We start from the raw sequence: 19,056 nt of genomic DNA, 5'->3' as shown, positions 1-19,056 counted from the left end.
TATTCCTTCGCGCTCATGTCGGCGATACCCCGAGAGTAGCCGAATCGGGTCCTGGTGCATGTGTTTTAACGAGATAGGCGCTGACGCACGCTGTCCCGCACATCGACGTCGAACAATAACTCGAGCGCTTCGCCAGCATCGTTGCCAGCCAGGATGAAGGTGAGCCCCTCACGCGTAGGCAGTCGTGCCGTATGCTCTCGCACGGCAGCTTCAGGCATGTCGATGATCCAGGCCCCGGGCTGCCCGGCAAACCGGGCTTCACTGCCCGCAGCGAGGCGCAACGTGCAAGTCATGGCAAACGCCTGCGCAAACTGCGTGCTGGCACGCACCGGCTCGCCCGCCAGCAATTGGGCCAGCTCATCCTCACCGATGCGCACGCGCAAATGCTGTCCTTCAATCTGAAGTTTCATGAAGCTGCCTCCTGCGGCATCTGACTCATCTCGGCAAACAGTGCACCGGGTTGCAAGCCAGCAATGAGCACCATGCTGCCCGCCAGGCATTCACCGGCATTCTCGGGCAGCACCACCCAGACATCGGCCTGGACGAACGGCTCCATCCGAAATGGCTGCGGACGACTGAGTACATGGGCGTGCAAACGCCCTTCCCTATCCTGGGTCACCGTGGCACGCAGGAAATGGCAAAGACCCGGCTTGGACTGCTGCGGGGCATCGAGTACCGCGTAAAGCGGCCGCTCGGTCGCCTGACCACGCATGGCCCGCAGCACGGGCACCACGAAAAACCGGAATCCCACCGCCACCGCCATCGGTGTGCCCGGCAGGGCCATCACCAACGTGCCGTTAGCGAGCCTGGCGGCCAGCAGTGGCTTGCCGGGACGCATGGCGACCTTGTGAAACAACAGCTCGGCGCCTAGCGCGCGCAAGGTATCGGGCACAAAGTCGTAACGCCCCATCGAGACAGCGCCGGTGCTGATGATCACATCGGCACCCGCGCGATGGGCGCGCTGTATGGCATCGGCATAGGTGTCAGCCGTGTCGTCCACGGTGTCGCACGACAGCACTTGCGCGCCGGCAGCCGCCAATGCCGCAACCAGATAAGGGCCGTTGGATCCGTAAATTTGACCGGGCACGAGTGGCTGGGTGGGATCCGGCTGCAATTCCTTACCCGTCGCTATCACCGCCACGCGCGGCGCACGCACCACCGCAACGGTCGCCACACCGAGCGCGGCGAGCAACATGACATGCGCCGGTTCGATGCGGGTACCGGCCGTGATCACGGTACGCCCTTCCGCCACATCGCTGCCCGCATAGCGCACGTTGGCGCCCTGCTCCAACCTGTCGAGCAAACGAATGCGTTGGGGCGCGCCATCGGCGCGCGTCTCCAGCAGTTGGGTTCGCTCGACCGGCACCACCGCGTTCAGGCCATCCGGCAAATGCGCCCCGGTCATGATTTCCCACGCCATGCCAGACGATGACTGCGCTTTGTCGCCCGCGGCCTGCGAGCCGATCACCACATGCTCGGAGCCCGCCTCGCAAGGCTGACTGGCGTTGAGCGCATAGCCGTCCATCGCCGCATGGTCGAACGAGGGCAACGCCATGGGGCTGATCACGTCGCTCGCCAACACACGTCCGAGTGCTGCAGACCTCGCGCACCGCTCAGCGGGTAGCTGACGAGCGTGCGCCATGAGTCGTTCGAGTGCCTGTTCGTAACCGATCATGGGGCCTTGAAGGGTTTGTTACTGAAAGAGAAAGCAGAACCACCGACATGCTCGGCGGACACACGGCGCCGCGCAAGGGTTCTGGTCATTTTGTGAATATCGCTCGCTGCGGCGCAACAACGCACCCTCCTACAGTCCCGGTATTGTCGGCATCCATCGCCCACGGCGCTCGATCATGAGTGCGGTTTGCGGATGCATCAGGGCTTCGGTGGCATACAGGGAACCGGAACGTAAGCACGCTGTGCAACATGAGGCTGCGACTATCCCTGTCCGCTCGTTCAAAGCGGCTGGGCCGGCCCTGGATGGCACCCATTGGGTAGCCGGAGGCTCCTTGGCATTCATTGACCGATCGGTGTATGGGTAACGATGACTACGGTGGCAGGCCTGCTGTGAAAGATATCTGGATGGTGGAAACATGAAACGCACGGCCAACGGCACCACGCTGCCGGACATTCCCGAACCCATCCGAGCCGTCGTGCTCGACGTCACGGAAAGGCTGAAAGACACGCCCGGCGCCCTGCTGCCCGTACTTCACGGGGTGCAGGACTTGCTTGGCTATGTGCCGGATCAAGCCGTATCGCTCATCGCTCGCGAGCTGAACCTCTCGCGCGCCGACGTGCACGGTGTCATCAGTTTCTATCACTACTTCCGCCAGAAGCCGTCCGGGCGGCACGTCATTCATCTGTGCCGGGCGGAATCCTGTCAGGCGATGGGCGCGGCACGGCTTGAGCAGCATGTGAAGCAAGGACTCGGTATCGGCTTTCACGAGACCACCGCCGACGGCGCCTATACGCTGGAACCCGTCTACTGCCTGGGTAACTGCGCCTGCTCGCCGGCGATGATGGTCGACGGCGAACTGAAAGGCCGAATCACACCCGAACGCTTCGACGCGTGGCTCGCTGCGGAGGCGCCATGAGCATCACCGTTTATGTACCGCGTGATGCGGGCGCTCTTTCGCTGGGGGCCAAGGCGGTGGCTGAGTCGATCGCCAACGAGGCAAAGCGGCGTGATATCGATGTACGCATCGTGCGCAACGGCTCACGCGGTTTGTACTGGCTGGAACCGCTGGTGGAAGTCGAAACGGCGCAAGGGCGTATCGCTTATGGCCCAGTGCAGTCGGAAGACGTGCCTGGCTTGTTTGAAGCCGATTTCCTGCATGGCGGCGGCCACGCATTGGCATGGGGGCCTACGGAATCGATTCCGTATCTGAAGAACCAGCAGCGACTCACATTCGCACGTGTCGGCGTGGTCGATCCGCGCAGCCTGGACGACTATCTGGCGCACGGCGGCTACCGCGGCCTGGAAGCCTGCTTGCGCATGAGCGGCACGGAGATCGTGCAGGCGGTCACAGAGTCCGGCCTGCGTGGCCGGGGCGGCGCGGCCTTTCCCACCGGCGTCAAGTGGAAAACCTGCCTGGACGCCCAGGCCGATCGCAAATACGTGGTGTGCAATGCCGACGAAGGCGATTCGGGCACCTTTGCCGACCGCATGATCATGGAAGGCGATCCCTTCATGTTGATCGAAGGCATGACCATTGCCGGCCTTACCGTGGGCGCCACCCACGGTTACGTCTATCTACGCGTCGAGTATCCCCACGCGCAGCGTGCCATGGAGGCAGCCATCGCCGTGGCGAAGGCCCAAGGTTATCTGGGGGATGATGTGCGCGGCAGCGGCAAGGCCTTTCACCTCGAAGTTCGCATGGGTGGTGGTGCCTATATTTGTGGCGAGGAGACCTCGATGCTCGAATCCATCGAGGGCAAGCGTGGTCAGGTTCGCGTGAAGCCACCGCTGCCAGCCATAAGCGGCTTGTTCGGCAAACCCACGGTAATCAACAACGTGGTGACCTTCGCCTGCGTGCCGCTGATACTCGACAAGGGCGCTGCGTATTACCGCGACTATGGAACGGGTAAATCGCGCGGCACCCTGCCCCTGCAGCTGGCCGGTAACGTCAAGCGGCCGGGTCTGGTAGAACGCGCCTTTGGCCTGACGCTGCGCGAACTCATCGAGGGCTATGGCGGAGGTACCGCGAGTGGGCGACCGGTGCGTGCGGTGCAGGTGGGCGGCCCGTTGGGCGCTTATATTCCCGCGTCGCAATGGGATACGCCGATCGATTACGAAGCCCTTGCCGCCATCGGCGGCATGCTGGGCCATGGCGGCGTGGTCGTGTTCGACGACACGGTCAACATGGCGGCACAGGCGCGTTATGCGATGGCTTTCTGCGCGATTGAATCCTGCGGCAAATGCACCCCGTGCCGTATCGGCTCCACGCGCGGCGTGGAAGTGATCGACCGCATGCTTGCCGGTGACCGCGCCGAACGGGAACGCCACGAGACACTGCTGCGCGACCTGTGCGAAACCATGGTGGCCGGATCGCTGTGTGCCCTGGGCGGCATGACACCCTTCCCCGTGCTCAGCGCGCTCGATCATTTCCACGACGATTTCCTGGGCCACGGCAAGACCGTGGTCTGACGAGGTAACACTGACATGCTTTCCATCGTCGAGATCGACTACGGCACGCCCAAGTCCCGGTCAGAAACCATGGTTGCGCTGGAGATTGACGGCCAGCGCATCGAAGTGCCCGAAGGGACCTCGGTCATGCGTGCGGCGGCACAAGCTGGCATCAGCATCCCCAAGTTGTGCGCAACGGAGATGCTGGAAGCGTTCGGATCGTGCCGCCTGTGCCTGGTAGAGATCGAGGGCCGCAAGGGCTATCCCGCCTCCTGCACCACGCCCGTCAGCGCAGGCATGAAGATCGCCACGCAGACGCCCAAGCTGGCTCAGATCCGCCGCGGCGTGATGGAGCTTTACATCTCCGATCACCCACTGGACTGCCTTACCTGCCCCGCCAACGGCCATTGCGAACTGCAAGATATGGCCGGCGTGGTTGGCCTGCGCGAAGTACGTTACGGCTACGACGGCGCCAACCACGTCTATGCGAAGCAAAAGGACGGCACGGCCAATCCGCTGTTCGCGGCCAAGGACGAATCCAACCCGTACTTCACGTTCGACCCCTCCAAGTGCATTGCCTGTTCGCGCTGCGTGCGCGCCTGCGACGAAATCCAGGGAACGTTCGCGCTGACCATCCAGGGGCGCGGTTTTGAATCCAAGGTATCGGCCAGCCAGGACAATCGTTTTCTTGAATCGGAGTGTGTGTCCTGCGGCGCCTGCGTGCAGGCCTGTCCCACGGCGACGCTTTCAGAAACCTCATTGATAGACAAAGGCCAGGCGGAGCACAGCGTTGTCACCACCTGCGCCTATTGCGGCGTGGGCTGCAGCTTCCGCGCGGAAATGAAGGGCCAGGATCTGGTGCGCATGGTCCCGAACAAAGACGGCCACGCCAATCACGGTCATTCGTGCGTAAAAGGCCGCTTCGCCATGGGCTATGCCACGCACCCGGATCGCATAACCACGCCCATGGTCCGCTCGAAGATCTCCGACCCGTGGCGTGCCGTCAGCTGGGACGAAGCCATCGCTCATGTCGCCAGCGAGTTCAGGCGACTGCAGGCCGCTTACGGCAACCATGCCATTGGCGGCATCACCTCCTCGCGCTGCACGAACGAGGAAACGTACCTCGTGCAAAAGCTGGTGCGCGCGGGTTTCGGCAATAACAACGTCGATACCTGCGCCCGCGTTTGCCACTCGCCCACCGGCTATGGACTCAAGGCGACGCTGGGCGAATCCGCCGGCACGCAGGATTTCGATTCCATCGCATCCACCGACGTCGTGTTGGTCATCGGTGCCAACCCGACGGATGCGCACCCCGTATTCGGCTCGCAGATGAAACAGCGCCTGCGCGCCGGCGCGCGCCTGATCGTCATCGATCCGCGCCGGATCGACCTGGTGCGTACACCGCATATCAAGGCCGACCACCACCTGCGTCTTCGCCCCGGCACCAACGTCGCGCTCCTCAATACGCTGGCCCATGTCATCGTGACCGAGGATCTGGTGAACGAGACGTTTGTTGCCAGTCGTTGCGAGACGGAAGCCTTCGCGAAATGGCGGGCTTTCGTCGCGCAGGAGAAATACAGCCCCGAGGCCATGGAAAACGTCACTGGCGTGCCGGCAGCGTCGGCACGCGCCGCGGCGCGTTTGTACGCAACCGGTGGCAACGGTGCCATTTATTACGGCCTGGGTGTCACTGAGCACGCGCAAGGCTCCACGGCGGTGATGGCCATCGCCAACCTCGCCATGGCCACCGGCAATATCGGCCGCGAAGGCGTGGGCGTGAATCCGCTGCGAGGACAGAACAATGTGCAGGGCTCGTGCGACATGGGCTCGTTCCCGCACGAGTTTCCGGGCTATCGCCACGTCAGCGACGACGCCGTGCGTCATTCCTTCGAGGAAGCCTGGGGCGTGCCGCTGCTGGCCGAACCGGGCCTGCGCATTCCCAACATGTTCGAAGCGGCTTTGGACGGCAGTTTCAAAGGGCTCTACATCGAGGGCGAGGACATCGCCCAGTCCGATCCGGATACCCAGCACGTGACCGCCGCTCTCACCGCCATGGAATGCATCGTGGTGCAGGATCTGTTTCTCAACGAGACCGCCAAGTTCGCTCACGTGTTCCTGCCCGGCAGCTCGTTCCTGGAGAAAGACGGCACGTTCACCAATGCCGAGCGACGCATCTCCCGCGTGCGCAAGGTGATGGAACCCAAAGGCGGCTACGCGGACTGGGAGGTCACGCAGCTGCTCGCACAGGCGATGGGCTATCCCATGAACTACACGCATACCTCGCAAATCATGGATGAGATTGCGCGACTCACACCCACCTTCCATGGCGTGAGCTTCGAAAAGATCGATCAGCTGGGCTCCATCCAGTGGCCATGTAACGAAGAGCACCCCTCCGGCACGCCGGTCATGCACGTCGGCGAGTTCGTGCGCGGCAAGGGGCGCTTCATGCTCACCGAGTACGTGCCCACCTCAGAAAAGGTCACTGCCGAGCATCCACTGATTCTTACTACCGGGCGCATCCTCAGCCAGTACAACGTCGGCGCACAGACACGGCGTACCGCCAACGTGATGTGGCACGACGAGGACCGGCTGGAAATTCACCCGCACGATGCGGAAGAACGCGGCATTCTTGAAGGCGACTGGGTCGGCATCGCAAGCCGCGCCGGCGAAACCGTGCTGCGCGCGACCCTCTCCGAACGCATGCAACCGGGCGTTGTCTATACCACCTTCCACTTTCCCGGCTCTGGCGCCAACGTGATCACCACGGAGAACTCGGACTGGGCCACCAACTGTCCGGAGTACAAGGTCACGGCCGTACAGGTCACGCGTGTCACCCAGCCATCCGAATGGCAACGGCGCCATCGGGCGTTTACCGAGGCGCAGGAGGCGCTGCTGGAACAGTCGGTGAAACCCGCTTGAGCACGCCCGAGCAAGAAGGCACCTCTAAAGGATTCGTGCGCCGCGCGATCGACCGCTGGCGTCACGGCAAGCCCGTGCATGAGGACGACTTCGTTGCCGAAGAGGTGCCCGTAGCCATGGTCTACAACGGCAGCAGTTTTGCGGTGATGATGGCGACACCGCATGACCTTGACGACTTTGCGCTTGGCTTCTCGCTGAGCGAAGGGTTGATCAACGATGCCGCTCAGTTGCTGGAAGTGAAAAGCCATGCGCTGCTCGAAGGCATCGAGTTGACCATGCGCGTAACCGACGATGCCCCGGGGGCGCGTATCGAACAGCAGCGCTTGATGCCGGGCCGTAGCGGTTGTGGCATCTGCGGTACCCGCGACCTGGAGCACGCCATTCGCCAAAGCGGTTCCGTGGCCGCCGGTGTGACCTTGACGCGCGATGCGCTCGAGATTGCCTTGCACCAACTCCAAACCTTGCAGCCGATGAATAGCGCCACCGGCGCCGTTCACGCTGCGGCATGGGCTGACAGGACCGGGCACATCGTACTTGTGCGTGAAGACGTGGGCCGGCACAACGCACTGGACAAGCTGATTGGCGCGATGCGCCGCGCGGGTATCCCTTCGAACGATGGCATGGCGCTCGTCACCAGCCGGGCAAGCTACGAAATGGTCACCAAGGCCGCCAGTGCAGGCATTCCCCTGCTGGCGGCCATCTCCGCCCCAACCGCGCTGGCCATCGAATTGGCACGCAGCGCAGGCATGACCCTGGTGGGCTTTGCGCGCCCCGGCAGCCACAATGTCTACACCCACTCTCAACGCCTGCTACCCGCGGCACAACAGGAGCGGCCATGAGAATCGAACGACTCATCACCATGGCCAACGACATCGCGACCTACTTCGCGGTCGAGCCTGACCATGCCGCAGCCGTGGGTGGCGTGCGCGATCACCTCAAGCGGTTCTGGGATCCGGTGATGCGCCGCCAGCTAAAAACCTATCTCGCCGAAGGTGGCGAGGGGTTGCTTCCGCTTGCCAGAGAAGCGGTTACCGGATTGGATGCGCCACCGGCAGACGCACCCTGAGCGAACCCCTCATCAACGCGCGTCTGATGAGCTGCCGTCCACCACTTCTATCACCGTGACATTGCGCACCCAGCGCGCCGGTCGTTTGTCACCCGGCACCAACAACCGGAATGGGCCATCTTTTTCCAGCGGCTTGCCATCGCGCATGTCGACCAACAGCACCCGCGTGTTGCCTAACGTAGGATCGAGGTCGGAAAGAGCAAACACGACTTGATACCGATCCGCCGCCGTGACGCGAACGAACGAGGCCAATGACCTTCCGTGTAGTGGCTTTTCAAGCGACACGCCCGCCTTCGCCAGCACATCGACCAGCTTCACGCCCCGCCATTGACTGGCAGGCTCGTCATGCGACGACGCCGTGACTTCCTCGTGCGGCATGCCGGCCAAGGTTTTCGCGTCCAGCGTCAACGGGGACTTGCCCGCCGCCAGCACCTGCACTCCCGCCGGTGTTACGGCCGTGGGCGCATCGTTTGCATGAGCCGCAAACACCAGGCAGGCACCAAGAAAGAAGCTACTTAAGTAAAACCACGTACCCACCGGTTTTGTCACGCCTTGCTCCTTTATCAAGGGAATTCACGCGGTTTTCATAGTATGGAAAAACCGCGCCGCGTACACTGCATCAGGCTCGCACCCAAGCATGCTTTGCAGACCATTGCCAACACCAGCGTGTCGATCTGATTCAGGTCAGCAGCCCAGGGAAGCCACTGATTCAGCTTGACGCGTAGATCTGGTTAGAGCCGCCCTACTGAAAGGAGGTGCGCGTGGAACCATCGACCTCTATCGGCACCCGCAAGCTGGAACGAACGACGTTTCTATTGCTGCTAGTGCTGTTTCCCGTGTTGTCGGTGATGTTCATTGCAGCCTTCGGCTTCGCGGTGTGGTTTTGGCAGATGTTCGTGAGTGGCCCACCCCATGTCTGAAGTTCCCTCATGCCGCCGGGGAATACCATGAAAGACGATCACCACATCTCCAGCCTTGTCGTCCTGCATCGCCCCGATGCCGCTGACAGACTGAAAGCCTTCGTTGATCAGTACCCCGCGCTGGACATCGCCGTGCGGGGCGATTGCCGCTGCGTGATGGTGTGCGAAACCGACAGTCAGCGAGCCGTGATGGATCTCATCGACGCACTGGAAGCGCTGCCCGGCATCATCAACGTATCGCTGATCTACCACCACGTGGAGCCCCAGGCCGCTATGGACGAACGGGTATCCCCGCTTCAAGGAGCAGGCATATGACGCTGACCATGACGCGACGGGACTTTATCCGCAACACCGCCATCGCGGTGGCGGCCAACGTGGCCGGTCTGGCCTTGCCGGCAAGCGCGACCAATGTCCTGCTGGAAGGGGACATGACCAAGCTCAAATGGAGCAAAGCTCCGTGCCGCTTCTGCGGCACCGGCTGCGGTGTCAATGTTGCCGTGAAGGATGGCCGCGTGGTGGCGACGCATGGCGACCAGCTCGCCGAGGTCAATCGCGGCATCAACTGCGTCAAGGGCTATTTCCTTTCCAAGATCATGTATGGCGCCGACCGTTTGACGCAGCCCATGCTGCGCAAAAAGGATGGTGCTTATGCCAAAGACGGCGAGTTCACGCCCGTATCGTGGGATGAAGCCTTCGATGTGATGGCAGCGCAATTCAAGCGCGTGCTGAAAGAGAAAGGCCCCGGCGCCGTCGGCATGTTCGGCTCCGGCCAGTGGACGGTATGGGAGGGTTACGCCGCCAACAAACTGTTCAAGGCGGGGTTCCGCACCAACAACCTCGATCCCAACGCTCGCCATTGCATGGCCTCGGCCGTCATGGGTTTCATGCGCTCCTTCGGCATGGACGAGCCGATGGGTTGCTACGACGACATCGAGGCCGCCGATGCGTTCGTGCTATGGGGTTCGAACATGGCGGAGATGCATCCCATTCTGTGGACGCGTGTGACCGACCGCCGCCTCTCCAATCCGCACGTCAAGGTGGCGGTGCTATCGACCTTCGAGCATCGAAGTTTCGAGCTGGCGGACATTCCCATCGTGTTCACGCCGCAGACCGATCTGGTCATGCTCAACTACATCGCCAACCACATCATCAAGACAGGGCGGGTCAACAAGGATTTCGTCAACCAGCACACGACCTTCAAGCGCGGCGTCACGGACATTGGCTATGGCTTGCGGCCTGACAATCCGCTGGAACTGAAAGCGAAGAACGCGAAGGATCCTAACGCGAGCGAAGCGATCGACTTTGACCAGTTTGCCGCCTTTGTCGCGCCATACACGCTGGAAAAAGCGGTGGAAATGACTGGCGTGGAGAAGGGTTGGCTGGAGCAGCTGGCCGAACTCTATGCGGACCCGAAAACCAAGGTCGTGTCGTTCTGGACCATGGGCTTCAATCAGCACACACGCGGTGTGTGGGCCAACAACATGGTCTACAACATCCATTTGCTCACCGGCAAGATCTCCACGCCGGGCAACAGTCCGTTCTCGTTGACTGGCCAGCCCTCTGCGTGTGGCACAGCGCGCGAAGTCGGCACGTTCAGCCATCGCCTGCCGGCCGACATGCTGGTCGCCAATCCCGAACATCGCAAACATGCGGAGGACATCTGGAAGATCCCGCACGGCATCATTCAGCCCAAGCCCGGTTTTCACGCCGTCCAGCAGAACCGCGCGCTCAAGGATGGCCTGCTCAATGCCTACTGGGTGCAGGTGAACAACAATATGCAGGCGGGTGCCAACCTGATGCAGGAAACGTATCCGGGTTATCGCGACCCCCGGAATTTCATCGTCGTTTCCGATGCCTACCCCACCGTCACGGCGCAGGCTGCTGATTTGATTCTTCCCGCCGCGATGTGGGTGGAGAAGGAAGGCGCTTATGGCAACGCCGAACGCCGCACCCAGTTCTGGCATCAGTTGGTGAAAGCACCGGGCCAGGCGCGCTCAGACCTGTGGCAACTGATGGAATTCTCCAAACGCTTCACCACCGACGAATGCTGGCCTGCGGATATTCTCGCCGCCAACCCGCAGTTCAAGGGCAAGGCCTTGTTCGACGTGCTGTTCAAGAACGGCAAGGTGGATCGCTTCCCCGTTTCGGACATCGAAGCCGGTTACGACAACGACGAATCAGCTGCTTTCGGCTTCTATGTACAGAAGGGTTTGTTCGAAGAGTACGCCGAGTTCGGCCGCGGCCATGGTCACGACCTCGCGCCCTTCGACGCTTATCACCAGGCGCGCGGTCTGCGTTGGCCGGTGGTCGATGGCAAGGAGACGCGCTGGCGCTATCGCGAGGGCAGCGACCCTTACGTCAAGGCGGGTACCGGCTTCCAGTTCTATGGCAACCCCGATGGGCGCGCGGTGATCTGGGCGTTGCCCTACGAACCGCCCGCCGAAATACCGGATGATGAATTCAACCTGTGGCTGGTGACTGGCCGCGTACTTGAGCACTGGCATTCCGGCTCGATGACGATGCGTGTGCCTGAGCTGTATCGCAGCTTCCCCGAGGCGGTCGTGTTCATGAACCCCGATGACGCCAGGTCTCGCGGATTCAAGCGCGGCGATCAGGTCAAAGTGGTGTCGCGCCGTGGCGAGATGCGCTCGCGCATCGAAACGCGTGGACGCAACCACATGCCGCCCGGAGTAGTGTTCGTACCCTGGTTCGATGCCGGCCAGTTGATCAACAAGGTGACGCTTGATGCCACCGACCCCATCTCCAAGCAAACCGATTACAAGAAGTGCGCCGTCAAAGTAGTGGCTGTTTAAGAGGACATCCCTATGCGCGACAAACCGCTTATTGCCATCGGCACGCTGGTTGTCCTGGTCGTGGCTGCCATTGCCTTCATGGCAGGCCGCAAGTCGGGCGGCGAACCGTCACCGCATCCCGTCGTGGCAACCGCAGCCACGGCATCGCAGACACCGGCCGCACCATCCACCACGGAAGCAGCGCCTCGTGGCAATCAGATCGACGGGATCCGTCGCGGCACACCGATCGACCAGGAAGGCACACCGCCGCTCATGGCGCGCGTCGAAAACGCGGACATCAAGCGTAATCGCGCCTACCCCATGCAGCCGCCGACCATTCCGCACACCATCGACAATTACCAGATCGACAAGAACTCCAATCGCTGCCTGCTGTGTCACGCGCGTGCCAATGCCGACAAATTCCAGGCACCACCGGTCAGCGTCACTCACTACATGGATCGTGACGATCAGTTTCTTGCCACCATCTCGCCGCGACGCTACTTCTGTAATCAGTGCCACGTTGTGCAAACCGATGCCAAACCCCTTGTTGCAAACAACTTCAAGGACATCGACACGGTGCTGTCCGAACAGCCACAGCAGAAGGCGAACTGACCATGTGGTCGCGAATGAAGTCGTGGGGCGCCAGCGTCTGGCGCACGCTGCGCCGGCCCAGCGTTCATTACAGCCTGGGCTTTTTGACGCTGGGAGGTTTTATCGCCGGCGTCATGTTCTGGGGGGCGTTCAATACCGCTCTTGAGACCACCAATACCGAGGCGTTCTGCACCGGCTGCCACGAAATGCGCGACAACGTGTTTCAGGAGCTGAAGACCACCATCCACTACACCAATCGCTCGGGCGTACGCGCCACCTGCCCCGACTGTCATGTGCCCCACAACTGGACCGACAAGATCGCCCGAAAGATGCAGGCTTCCAAGGAAGTGTGGGGCAAGATTTTTGGCACCGTCGACACACGCGAGAAATTTCTCGACCATCGGCTGGAATTGGCAGAGCACGAGTGGGCACGCCTGAAAGCGAACGATTCGCTCGAGTGCCGCAACTGCCACAACTACACGTCGATGGACCTCACCCGGCAATCAACGCGCGCGGCGGAAATCCATAAGCGTTGGTTGGGTACGGGCGAGAAAACCTGTATCGACTGCCACAAGGGCATCGCCCATCATTTGCCTGACATGACGGGAATCCCTCAGGGATGATCCTGGGCTTGTCCACCGGCGTCTCCGGATCACTCCGCTTTCACATAACGCGCATTGCCGGATGACGCCGGGAGAGTAGGCTAACGGATTGAGGCACAGCGACTGGCATCGCTAGCAAGGGATGGCGCATGACATGTCGCCGCCTTGATGACCATGATCGCGTTTACGCCAGCGACAATGCGGCATGCTTCAAGTGCTCGGAGCGGGCTGATCCTGCTGCCGATCGTGGGGATGCTGCTGGCCTTACCAGCGCGCGCTGACAACGACACCTCCTGGCACCTTGAGCTTGCGGGTGAGCTGAGCTCCCCCAACGGTTGGGTGCAGGTGCGCGAAAACGCCATTCAGGGCACCCGGCTGCATTTCGGCAGCGACCTCAACGTCAACGACATGGAGACCATCCGGCTACTGGCCTGGAAGCCGTTTTCGGATGTCAGTGAGCTGCATTTCGGGTTTTCCACGAGCCAACTGGACGGCCATTCAAGCACCGACGTGCCGGTGTACTTCAACGGCACCACCATCGCGCCGGGGCGGCTCGACACCACCACGCACTTTCAGGACTTCATTGCCTTCGACGCTTCGTATTGGCATCAGCTGATGACCTTCGGGGGCGACGGTCAGCTCTGGGGCAGCGTCGGCGCTACCTACGTGATGCTCAACTTCAAGGTCAGCGGCACCATCGCCGCTGACAGTGTGGGCAATGAGCTGAAGGAAGACTTTTACGTGCAGGAAATGCCCGTGCCCATCTTCGGCCTGCACCTGCGCTATCCGCTGACCGACTCACTCAGGTTCACTGCCGATGGCACCTGGGGCCGCCTGCCATGGGTCAACAGCTTTCGCACCGAAGGCGGTGAGGTGAAAACGGCGCAGACCAACTGGGAGGCCGTATTTGGTCTGGAATACACCCTGTCGCCTCATTGGAAACTGTCGGCCTATCTGTTCCATCGCTACTACTCACAAGACGAGAGCAGCCACGAGGACGGCAACCAGATCAAACTCAACACCAACGGCGGCGGATTCGGCACCATCTATCAGTTCTAGCGGCTTGCGGAACATGCACAGGTCTTTCAGCGAGAAGGACCAAACCCATCGTGACGGGTTCGGTCCGTCCCGGTTGGAACGTCCTACCCCATCTTGACGAGCACCGCCTGCATCTCCTCGCCAGAGAATGCCCGCAACGTTTCGGAGCGCGTATTTCCGGATGCACTGATGGTCAAGCCGAAAGCGGTTGCTGACACCTCGTCTGGTGCCTCGATAATGGCCACCAGGTCATATTGCCCGAGCGTCCAGTACAGATCTTTGACCTTGGCACCGAACTTTCCCGCCGCGGCTTTCACCGCCTCGCCCCGCTTGGTGGTGTCCTTGATCGATCGCATACCCTGCTCGGTTATGTGCGTAAGCGCGATGTATGTCGCCATGCTCGTTCTCCCGTGTTGGATCCAACGTGACAATGGGACGCTGGGCGGCATCAGACATTGCGCTTGTCCCGTGGCGCCGGACCGCGGCTTGCCAGGGACGGGGCACCTCCGGTGGCATGACATCCACGCCACCGGGACCAACGGGGGGCGACTATAGGCAAGATTTTGCGACCGCCAGGTGAAAGTGGTGCCGCAGGATGGCGAGGGCCGTTCAGGCGTCCGGCGGCCCCTTCAGCTCGACCATGTTGCCCTGCGGGTCATACAGGTAGATGGACGGACCCTCGCCCTTGGCGCCGTAGCGCGAGCCGGTCTCGCCCATGCGCACGCCATGGGCCTTGAGATGCGCCACGATGGCGGCCTCGTCATAGCCCTCCACCTGCAGGCACAGGTGATCCATGTTGTGCCCTTCCTCGCCCGGGCCCGCGCCGCCCATGCGGCCCAGCTTGCTGTCCAGCGCCACCAGGTCGATCAGCGAATCGCCGGCGCGCAACTGAACCAGGCCGATCTCATCCTGGCGGCGCTCTTCCCGGCACCCCAACACTTCGCAGTAAAAACGCTGCATGGCGGCGGTGTCGGTAACACGCAGCACCACGTGATCGATTCTGGCCAATTGAAACGGAGGCTGGGGCATGGGGAAGGCTCCAAGGGGGCCTTCCATCTTAATGCCGTTTGAGACCCGGGCCGCACCGCAGGTGAAGCCCAGCCGACCGGGGAGGCAAACGAGGCCAAGGCAATCTATAATCGCTGTTTAGCGTGTGGTGGGAGAAGCGGTGCGAACCGCTGCCGAAGGCGCAACGCCCGTAATCGCTCAGGCCCCAGACCATCACACGCGCAAAACTCTGGAGAGACCGGTTGAATCCGGCGCCGAAGGGGCACGAAGCGCAAGCTTCCAAACTCTCAGGCAAAAGGACAGAGGGGCGCTTCGCGTGCGGCTTGCACGTTTCTTACGGACGCCCCTGCCATGAGTCAGAACGCCAACCCTTCCCTGCGTGATCTTGAGCACCACGACGCCTTCATCGAGCGTCACATCGGCCCCAACGACGCGGAAATCGCCACCATGCTGGCGCTGCTGGGCTACGACTCGCTGGAAGCGATGACCGACGCCATCGTGCCGGGCAAGATCAAGTCGCCGGCCCCGTTGACCCTGCCGGCGCCGATCACCGAAGTGGAAGCGATCGCCAAAATCCGCGCCATTGCCGACAAGAACCAGGTGTTCAGGAGCTTCATCGGCCAGGGCTACTACGGCACGCTGACCCCGAACGTCATCCTGCGCAACATCCTGGAGAACCCGGCGTGGTACACGGCCTATACGCCGTACCAGGCGGAAATCTCGCAGGGCCGCATGGAAGCGCTGATCAACTTCCAGACCATGTGCGCCGACCTCACCGGCATGGAGATCGCCAACGCGTCCCTGCTCGATGAAGGCACCGCCGCCGCGGAAGCGATGACGCTGGCCAAGCGCTCAGCCAAGTCCAAGTCCAACACCTTCTTTGTTTCCAGCGCCGTGCATCCGCAGACGCTGGAAGTGCTCAAGACCCGCGCCGAGGCGATGGGCATCGATCTGCATATCGGCGACGACAGCGAAGCCACCAAGGTCGAAAGCTACGGCGTGCTGCTGCAGTACCCCAACACCTTCGGCCAGATCAACGATTACAAGGCCCTCGCTGACACCGTTCACGCGCGCCACGGCGTGGTCTGCGTGGCCACCGACCTGCTCGCCCTCACCCTGATCGCTTCGCCGGGCGAATGGGGCGCTGACATCGTGGTCGGCAACACCCAGCGCTTCGGCGTGCCGTTCGGCTTCGGTGGCCCGCACGCCGCCTTCATGGCCTGCCGCGACAGCTACAAGCGTTCGATGCCGGGCCGCCTGATCGGCGTGTCCATCGACGCCGAAGGCAAGCCGGCCTACCGCCTCACGCTGCAGACGCGCGAACAGCACATCCGCCGTGAGAAGGCCACCTCCAACATCTGTACCGCGCAGGTGCTGCTGGCCGTGATGGCAAGCATGTACGCCGTGTATCACGGTCCGGAGGGGCTGACCCGCATCGCCCGCCGCGTGCATCGCCTGGCCTCGATCCTGTTCGTGGCGCTGCGTCAGGCTGGCGTTGCCGCCGGCACGCACTTCTTCGACACGCTGCACATCACCGGCGTCGATGCCGCCGCGCTGCATGCCAAGGCACGTGCCGCCGGTATCAACCTGCGCCCGATCGATGCGAACAGCGTCGGTATCGCGCTTGACGAAACCACCACGCGCGCCGACGTCATCGCGCTGGCCGCCGTGTTCGGCGCGTCGATTGCCGACATCGATGCACTCGATGCCAGCGTGCACGACGCCCTGCCGCCGCAGCTACTGCGCAAGACCAAGTTCCTGACCCACCCGGCCTTCAACACGCACCACAGCGAGCACGAGCTGCTGCGCTATATGCGTTCGCTGGCCGACAAAGACCTGGCGATGGATCGCACCATGATCCCGCTGGGCAGCTGCACCATGAAGCTCAACGCCACCGCGGAGATGATTCCGGTGACGTGGCCGGAGTTCGCCAACATCCATCCGTTGGCTCCGGCCGATCAGGCCACCGGTTACAAGCAGCTCATCGACGAGCTGGAAGCGATGCTGGTGGAGTGCACCGGCTACGACGCCGTCAGCCTGCAGCCGAACTCCGGCGCACAGGGTGAATACGCCGGCCTGCTGGCCATTCGCGCCTACCACCGCTCGCGCGGCCAGGGCCATCGCGATATCTGCCTGATTCCGGAATCCGCCCACGGCACCAACCCCGCCTCCGCCCAGATGTGCGGCATGCAGGTGGTGGTGACCAAGTGCGACGCGAACGGCAACGTGGACGTGGCTGACATCCAGCGCGCCGCCGAAAAATTCAGCGACCGCCTTGCCGCGCTGATGATCACCTACCCGTCCACGCACGGCGTGTTCGAGGAAGACATCGTCAAGATCTGCGAAATCGTGCATGAGCACGGCGGCCAGGTTTACACCGACGGCGCCAACATGAACGCGCTGGTCGGCGTGGCCAAGCCGGGCAAGTGGGGATCGGACGTTTCGCACCTCAACCTGCACAAGACCTTCTGCATCCCGCACGGCGGCGGCGGCCCGGGCGTGGGCCCGTGCGCAGTGAAGTCGCATCTGGCTCCGTTCCTGCCGCGCACGTTTGGCGGCGAAGGTGACGTGGGCATGGTGTCGGCGGCGAGCTTCGGCTCGGCATCGATCCTGCCGATCAGCTGGATGTACATCACCATGATGGGCGCCGCCGGCCTGCGCCGCGCCACCCAGGTGGCCCTGCTCAACGCCAACTACATCGCCAAGCGCCTGGCGCCGCACTACGAGACGCTCTACACCGGCCGCAACGGCCTGGTGGCGCATGAGTGCATCCTCGACCTGCGCCCGCTGAAGGACGCCACCGGCATTGGCGCCGAAGACGTGGCCAAGCGCCTTATCGACTTCGGCTTCCACGCCCCGACGCTCAGCTTCCCGGTGGCCGGCACGCTGATGGTCGAGCCGACCGAAAGCGAATCGCAGTACGAGCTGGATCGCTTCATCGACGCCATGATCCAGATCCGCGACGAGATTCGCGCCGTGGACGAAGGCAAGCTCGACCGCGAGGACAACCCGCTCAAGCACGCACCGCACACCGCTGTCATGGTGTCGGCTTCCGAGTGGACCCACGCCTACCCGCGCGAACTGGCTGCCTTCCCGCTGCCCAGCCTGCGATTCCAGAAGTACTGGTCGCCGGTGGCGCGCGTGGACAACGTCTACGGCGACAAGAACGTGTTCTGCAGCTGCGTGCCGGTGGAAGCGTTCAAGGGCGAGATCGAAGCCTTCAGCGAACCGAACGTGGCGTAATCGCGCTCGCGCTGTGAACGAAAAGGGCTCCGCATGCGGAGCCCTTTTTTGTTTGCAAGCCTTAGTGGTATTTCACATCGCGCCCTCAGGCGTCCTGAGTCGCTGCCTGCTCCAGCGACTGGGCTTCCTTGATTCGGTGATAGGCAAACGTGCCGCGAACGCCAGTGATGAAAGCCAGCAGCAGTGCTATCGCGACAAGAATGCCGAACCCTAGACTCAACGGCTGCGTAGCGAGCTGAAAGATCTTCTCGATCACGAACAGCACCAGGCCAATGACAGCAAAACTCTTTGAGCGCGCGCGAATACGCCAGGCGATCACCGCGAACACTGCCGCGTCCGCGTAGGCCACCGGGCCGATGCCCGCCACTGCATTGCCGGACGTCGCGGCGATGGTCGCAAAAAGCGCCGTTATCACCGCACAGACCACTGCTGCCCAAAATCCTTGATTCGAGGCCTGCTCCGCGTCGGCAAGATTGCCGATCTCGGGCCAATACATACGATCTGGTTTGCTGCTCCTTGCCACGTGATGTCCCCTGTCACGTTGAGTGCCGCCGGCGCCCTCCGCACCGTGGTCGAACGCATGCTAGCGACTCGACAGAGCCGGCGGTATGGCCTACGTGATTCATCGCCTCCTTGCCAGATAGACAACGTTGTCAGCGCATGGATGGTTCTCGACCAGTAGTGACCCAGTCCCTGCCGAAAGACTGCTGCATCGCAATAGAAAGGCGATGCACATCGTCGAATTTTTGTCGCA

The 19,056-nt window shown here is 62.3% G+C and carries 18 protein-coding genes and 1 riboswitch; of the genes, 12 read left to right on the top strand and 6 right to left on the bottom strand.

The genetic code is table 11. From position 1 onward, the window contains the following. Positions 1-65: 65 nt before the first annotated feature. Positions 66-410 carry a hypothetical protein gene (locus OQE56_RS00450; protein WP_267220490.1) on the bottom strand — a complete coding sequence of 115 codons (345 nt, stop codon included), beginning with the start codon at positions 408-410 and terminating at the stop codon, positions 66-68. Continuing rightward, entirely contained in the window at positions 407-1,675 is a 1,269-nt protein-coding gene (locus OQE56_RS00445) for a molybdopterin molybdotransferase MoeA (protein ID WP_267220488.1), read from the bottom strand. Before OQE56_RS00445 ends, OQE56_RS00450 begins: the two co-directional genes overlap by 4 nt. A 415-nt stretch (positions 1,676-2,090) precedes the next feature. Here OQE56_RS00445 and OQE56_RS00440 point away from each other — a divergent pair, with 415 nt between their 5' ends. The 5 genes from OQE56_RS00440 to OQE56_RS00420 are packed head-to-tail and all read left to right on the top strand — an operon-like array spanning position 2,091 to position 8,108. Continuing rightward, positions 2,091-2,591, top strand: coding sequence for a formate dehydrogenase subunit gamma (locus OQE56_RS00440; RefSeq protein ID WP_267220486.1), 501 nt, complete (start codon positions 2,091-2,093; stop codon positions 2,589-2,591). Then, positions 2,588-4,144, top strand: a complete 1,557-nt coding sequence (locus OQE56_RS00435) for a formate dehydrogenase beta subunit (protein WP_267220484.1) — start codon at positions 2,588-2,590, stop codon at positions 4,142-4,144. Before OQE56_RS00440 ends, OQE56_RS00435 begins: the two co-directional genes overlap by 4 nt. A 15-nt stretch (positions 4,145-4,159) precedes the next feature. Continuing rightward, positions 4,160-7,042, top strand: a complete 2,883-nt coding sequence (fdhF, locus tag OQE56_RS00430; protein WP_267220482.1) for a formate dehydrogenase subunit alpha — start codon at positions 4,160-4,162, stop codon at positions 7,040-7,042. Then, the gene (gene fdhD / locus OQE56_RS00425; protein ID WP_425601584.1) at positions 7,039-7,881 is read left to right on the top strand and encodes a formate dehydrogenase accessory sulfurtransferase FdhD; all 843 of its coding nucleotides are present in this window, start codon (positions 7,039-7,041) and stop codon (positions 7,879-7,881) included. The genes fdhF and fdhD overlap by 4 nt, the downstream gene beginning before the upstream one ends. Next, positions 7,878-8,108 (top strand): formate dehydrogenase subunit delta, encoded by a 231-nt coding sequence (locus OQE56_RS00420; protein ID WP_267220480.1) that lies wholly within the window; start codon positions 7,878-7,880, stop codon positions 8,106-8,108. Before fdhD ends, OQE56_RS00420 begins: the two co-directional genes overlap by 4 nt. A 12-nt stretch (positions 8,109-8,120) precedes the next feature. Here the strand turns inward: OQE56_RS00420 and OQE56_RS00415 are convergent, their stop codons facing one another. Next, positions 8,121-8,657, bottom strand: coding sequence for a molybdopterin-dependent oxidoreductase (locus OQE56_RS00415; RefSeq protein ID WP_267220478.1), 537 nt, complete (start codon positions 8,655-8,657; stop codon positions 8,121-8,123). A gap of 212 nt (positions 8,658-8,869) precedes the next feature. Here OQE56_RS00415 and OQE56_RS00410 point away from each other — a divergent pair, with 212 nt between their 5' ends. The 6 genes from OQE56_RS00410 to OQE56_RS00385 all read left to right on the top strand — a co-directional run bounded on the left by OQE56_RS00410 (position 8,870) and on the right by OQE56_RS00385 (position 14,072). Continuing rightward, positions 8,870-9,028 (top strand): nitrate reductase, encoded by a 159-nt coding sequence (locus OQE56_RS00410; RefSeq protein WP_345781163.1) that lies wholly within the window; start codon positions 8,870-8,872, stop codon positions 9,026-9,028. A gap of 27 nt (positions 9,029-9,055) precedes the next feature. Next, on the top strand, positions 9,056-9,343 hold the full coding sequence (locus tag OQE56_RS00405) for a chaperone NapD (protein ID WP_267220476.1): 288 nt from the start codon (positions 9,056-9,058) through the stop codon (positions 9,341-9,343). Then, positions 9,340-11,841 carry a periplasmic nitrate reductase subunit alpha gene (napA, locus tag OQE56_RS00400; RefSeq protein WP_267220474.1) on the top strand — a complete coding sequence of 834 codons (2,502 nt, stop codon included), beginning with the start codon at positions 9,340-9,342 and terminating at the stop codon, positions 11,839-11,841. The genes OQE56_RS00405 and napA overlap by 4 nt, the downstream gene beginning before the upstream one ends. Positions 11,842-11,853: 12 nt before the next feature. After that, positions 11,854-12,432 carry a nitrate reductase cytochrome c-type subunit gene (locus OQE56_RS00395; RefSeq protein ID WP_267220472.1) on the top strand — a complete coding sequence of 193 codons (579 nt, stop codon included), beginning with the start codon at positions 11,854-11,856 and terminating at the stop codon, positions 12,430-12,432. A gap of 2 nt (positions 12,433-12,434) precedes the next feature. After that, positions 12,435-13,034, top strand: a complete 600-nt coding sequence (locus OQE56_RS00390) for a cytochrome c3 family protein (protein ID WP_323748545.1) — start codon at positions 12,435-12,437, stop codon at positions 13,032-13,034. Between the two features lie 231 nt (positions 13,035-13,265). Then, on the top strand, positions 13,266-14,072 hold the full coding sequence (locus OQE56_RS00385) for a hypothetical protein (RefSeq protein ID WP_267220470.1): 807 nt from the start codon (positions 13,266-13,268) through the stop codon (positions 14,070-14,072). An 83-nt stretch (positions 14,073-14,155) separates the two neighbouring features. Here OQE56_RS00385 and OQE56_RS00380 read toward each other — a convergent pair whose 3' ends face one another. Beyond that, positions 14,156-14,449, bottom strand: a complete 294-nt coding sequence (locus OQE56_RS00380) for a GYD domain-containing protein (protein WP_267220468.1) — start codon at positions 14,447-14,449, stop codon at positions 14,156-14,158. 211 nt (positions 14,450-14,660) lie between these two features. Continuing rightward, entirely contained in the window at positions 14,661-15,080 is a 420-nt protein-coding gene (locus tag OQE56_RS00375; RefSeq protein WP_267220466.1) for a VOC family protein, read from the bottom strand. Between the two features lie 198 nt (positions 15,081-15,278). Beyond that, positions 15,279-15,372, top strand: a riboswitch (glycine riboswitch). Positions 15,373-15,410: 38 nt separating this feature from the next. Between OQE56_RS00375 and gcvP the strand changes: the two genes are divergently transcribed. Then, positions 15,411-18,302 (top strand): aminomethyl-transferring glycine dehydrogenase, encoded by a 2,892-nt coding sequence (gene gcvP / locus OQE56_RS00370; RefSeq protein WP_267220464.1) that lies wholly within the window; start codon positions 15,411-15,413, stop codon positions 18,300-18,302. Positions 18,303-18,387: 85 nt separating this feature from the next. Here the strand turns inward: gcvP and OQE56_RS00365 are convergent, their stop codons facing one another. Continuing rightward, complete coding sequence (locus OQE56_RS00365; protein ID WP_267220462.1) at positions 18,388-18,798, bottom strand: hypothetical protein; 411 nt, start codon at positions 18,796-18,798, stop codon at positions 18,388-18,390. Positions 18,799-19,056: the final 258 nt, after the last annotated feature.

This window comes from Dyella silvae, assembly GCF_026421305.1.
GTDB lineage: Bacteria > Pseudomonadota > Gammaproteobacteria > Xanthomonadales > Rhodanobacteraceae > Dyella > Dyella silvae.
The sequence above is the reverse complement of the archived record's forward strand: the minus strand, read 5'-3'. Positions and strand labels throughout refer to the sequence as shown.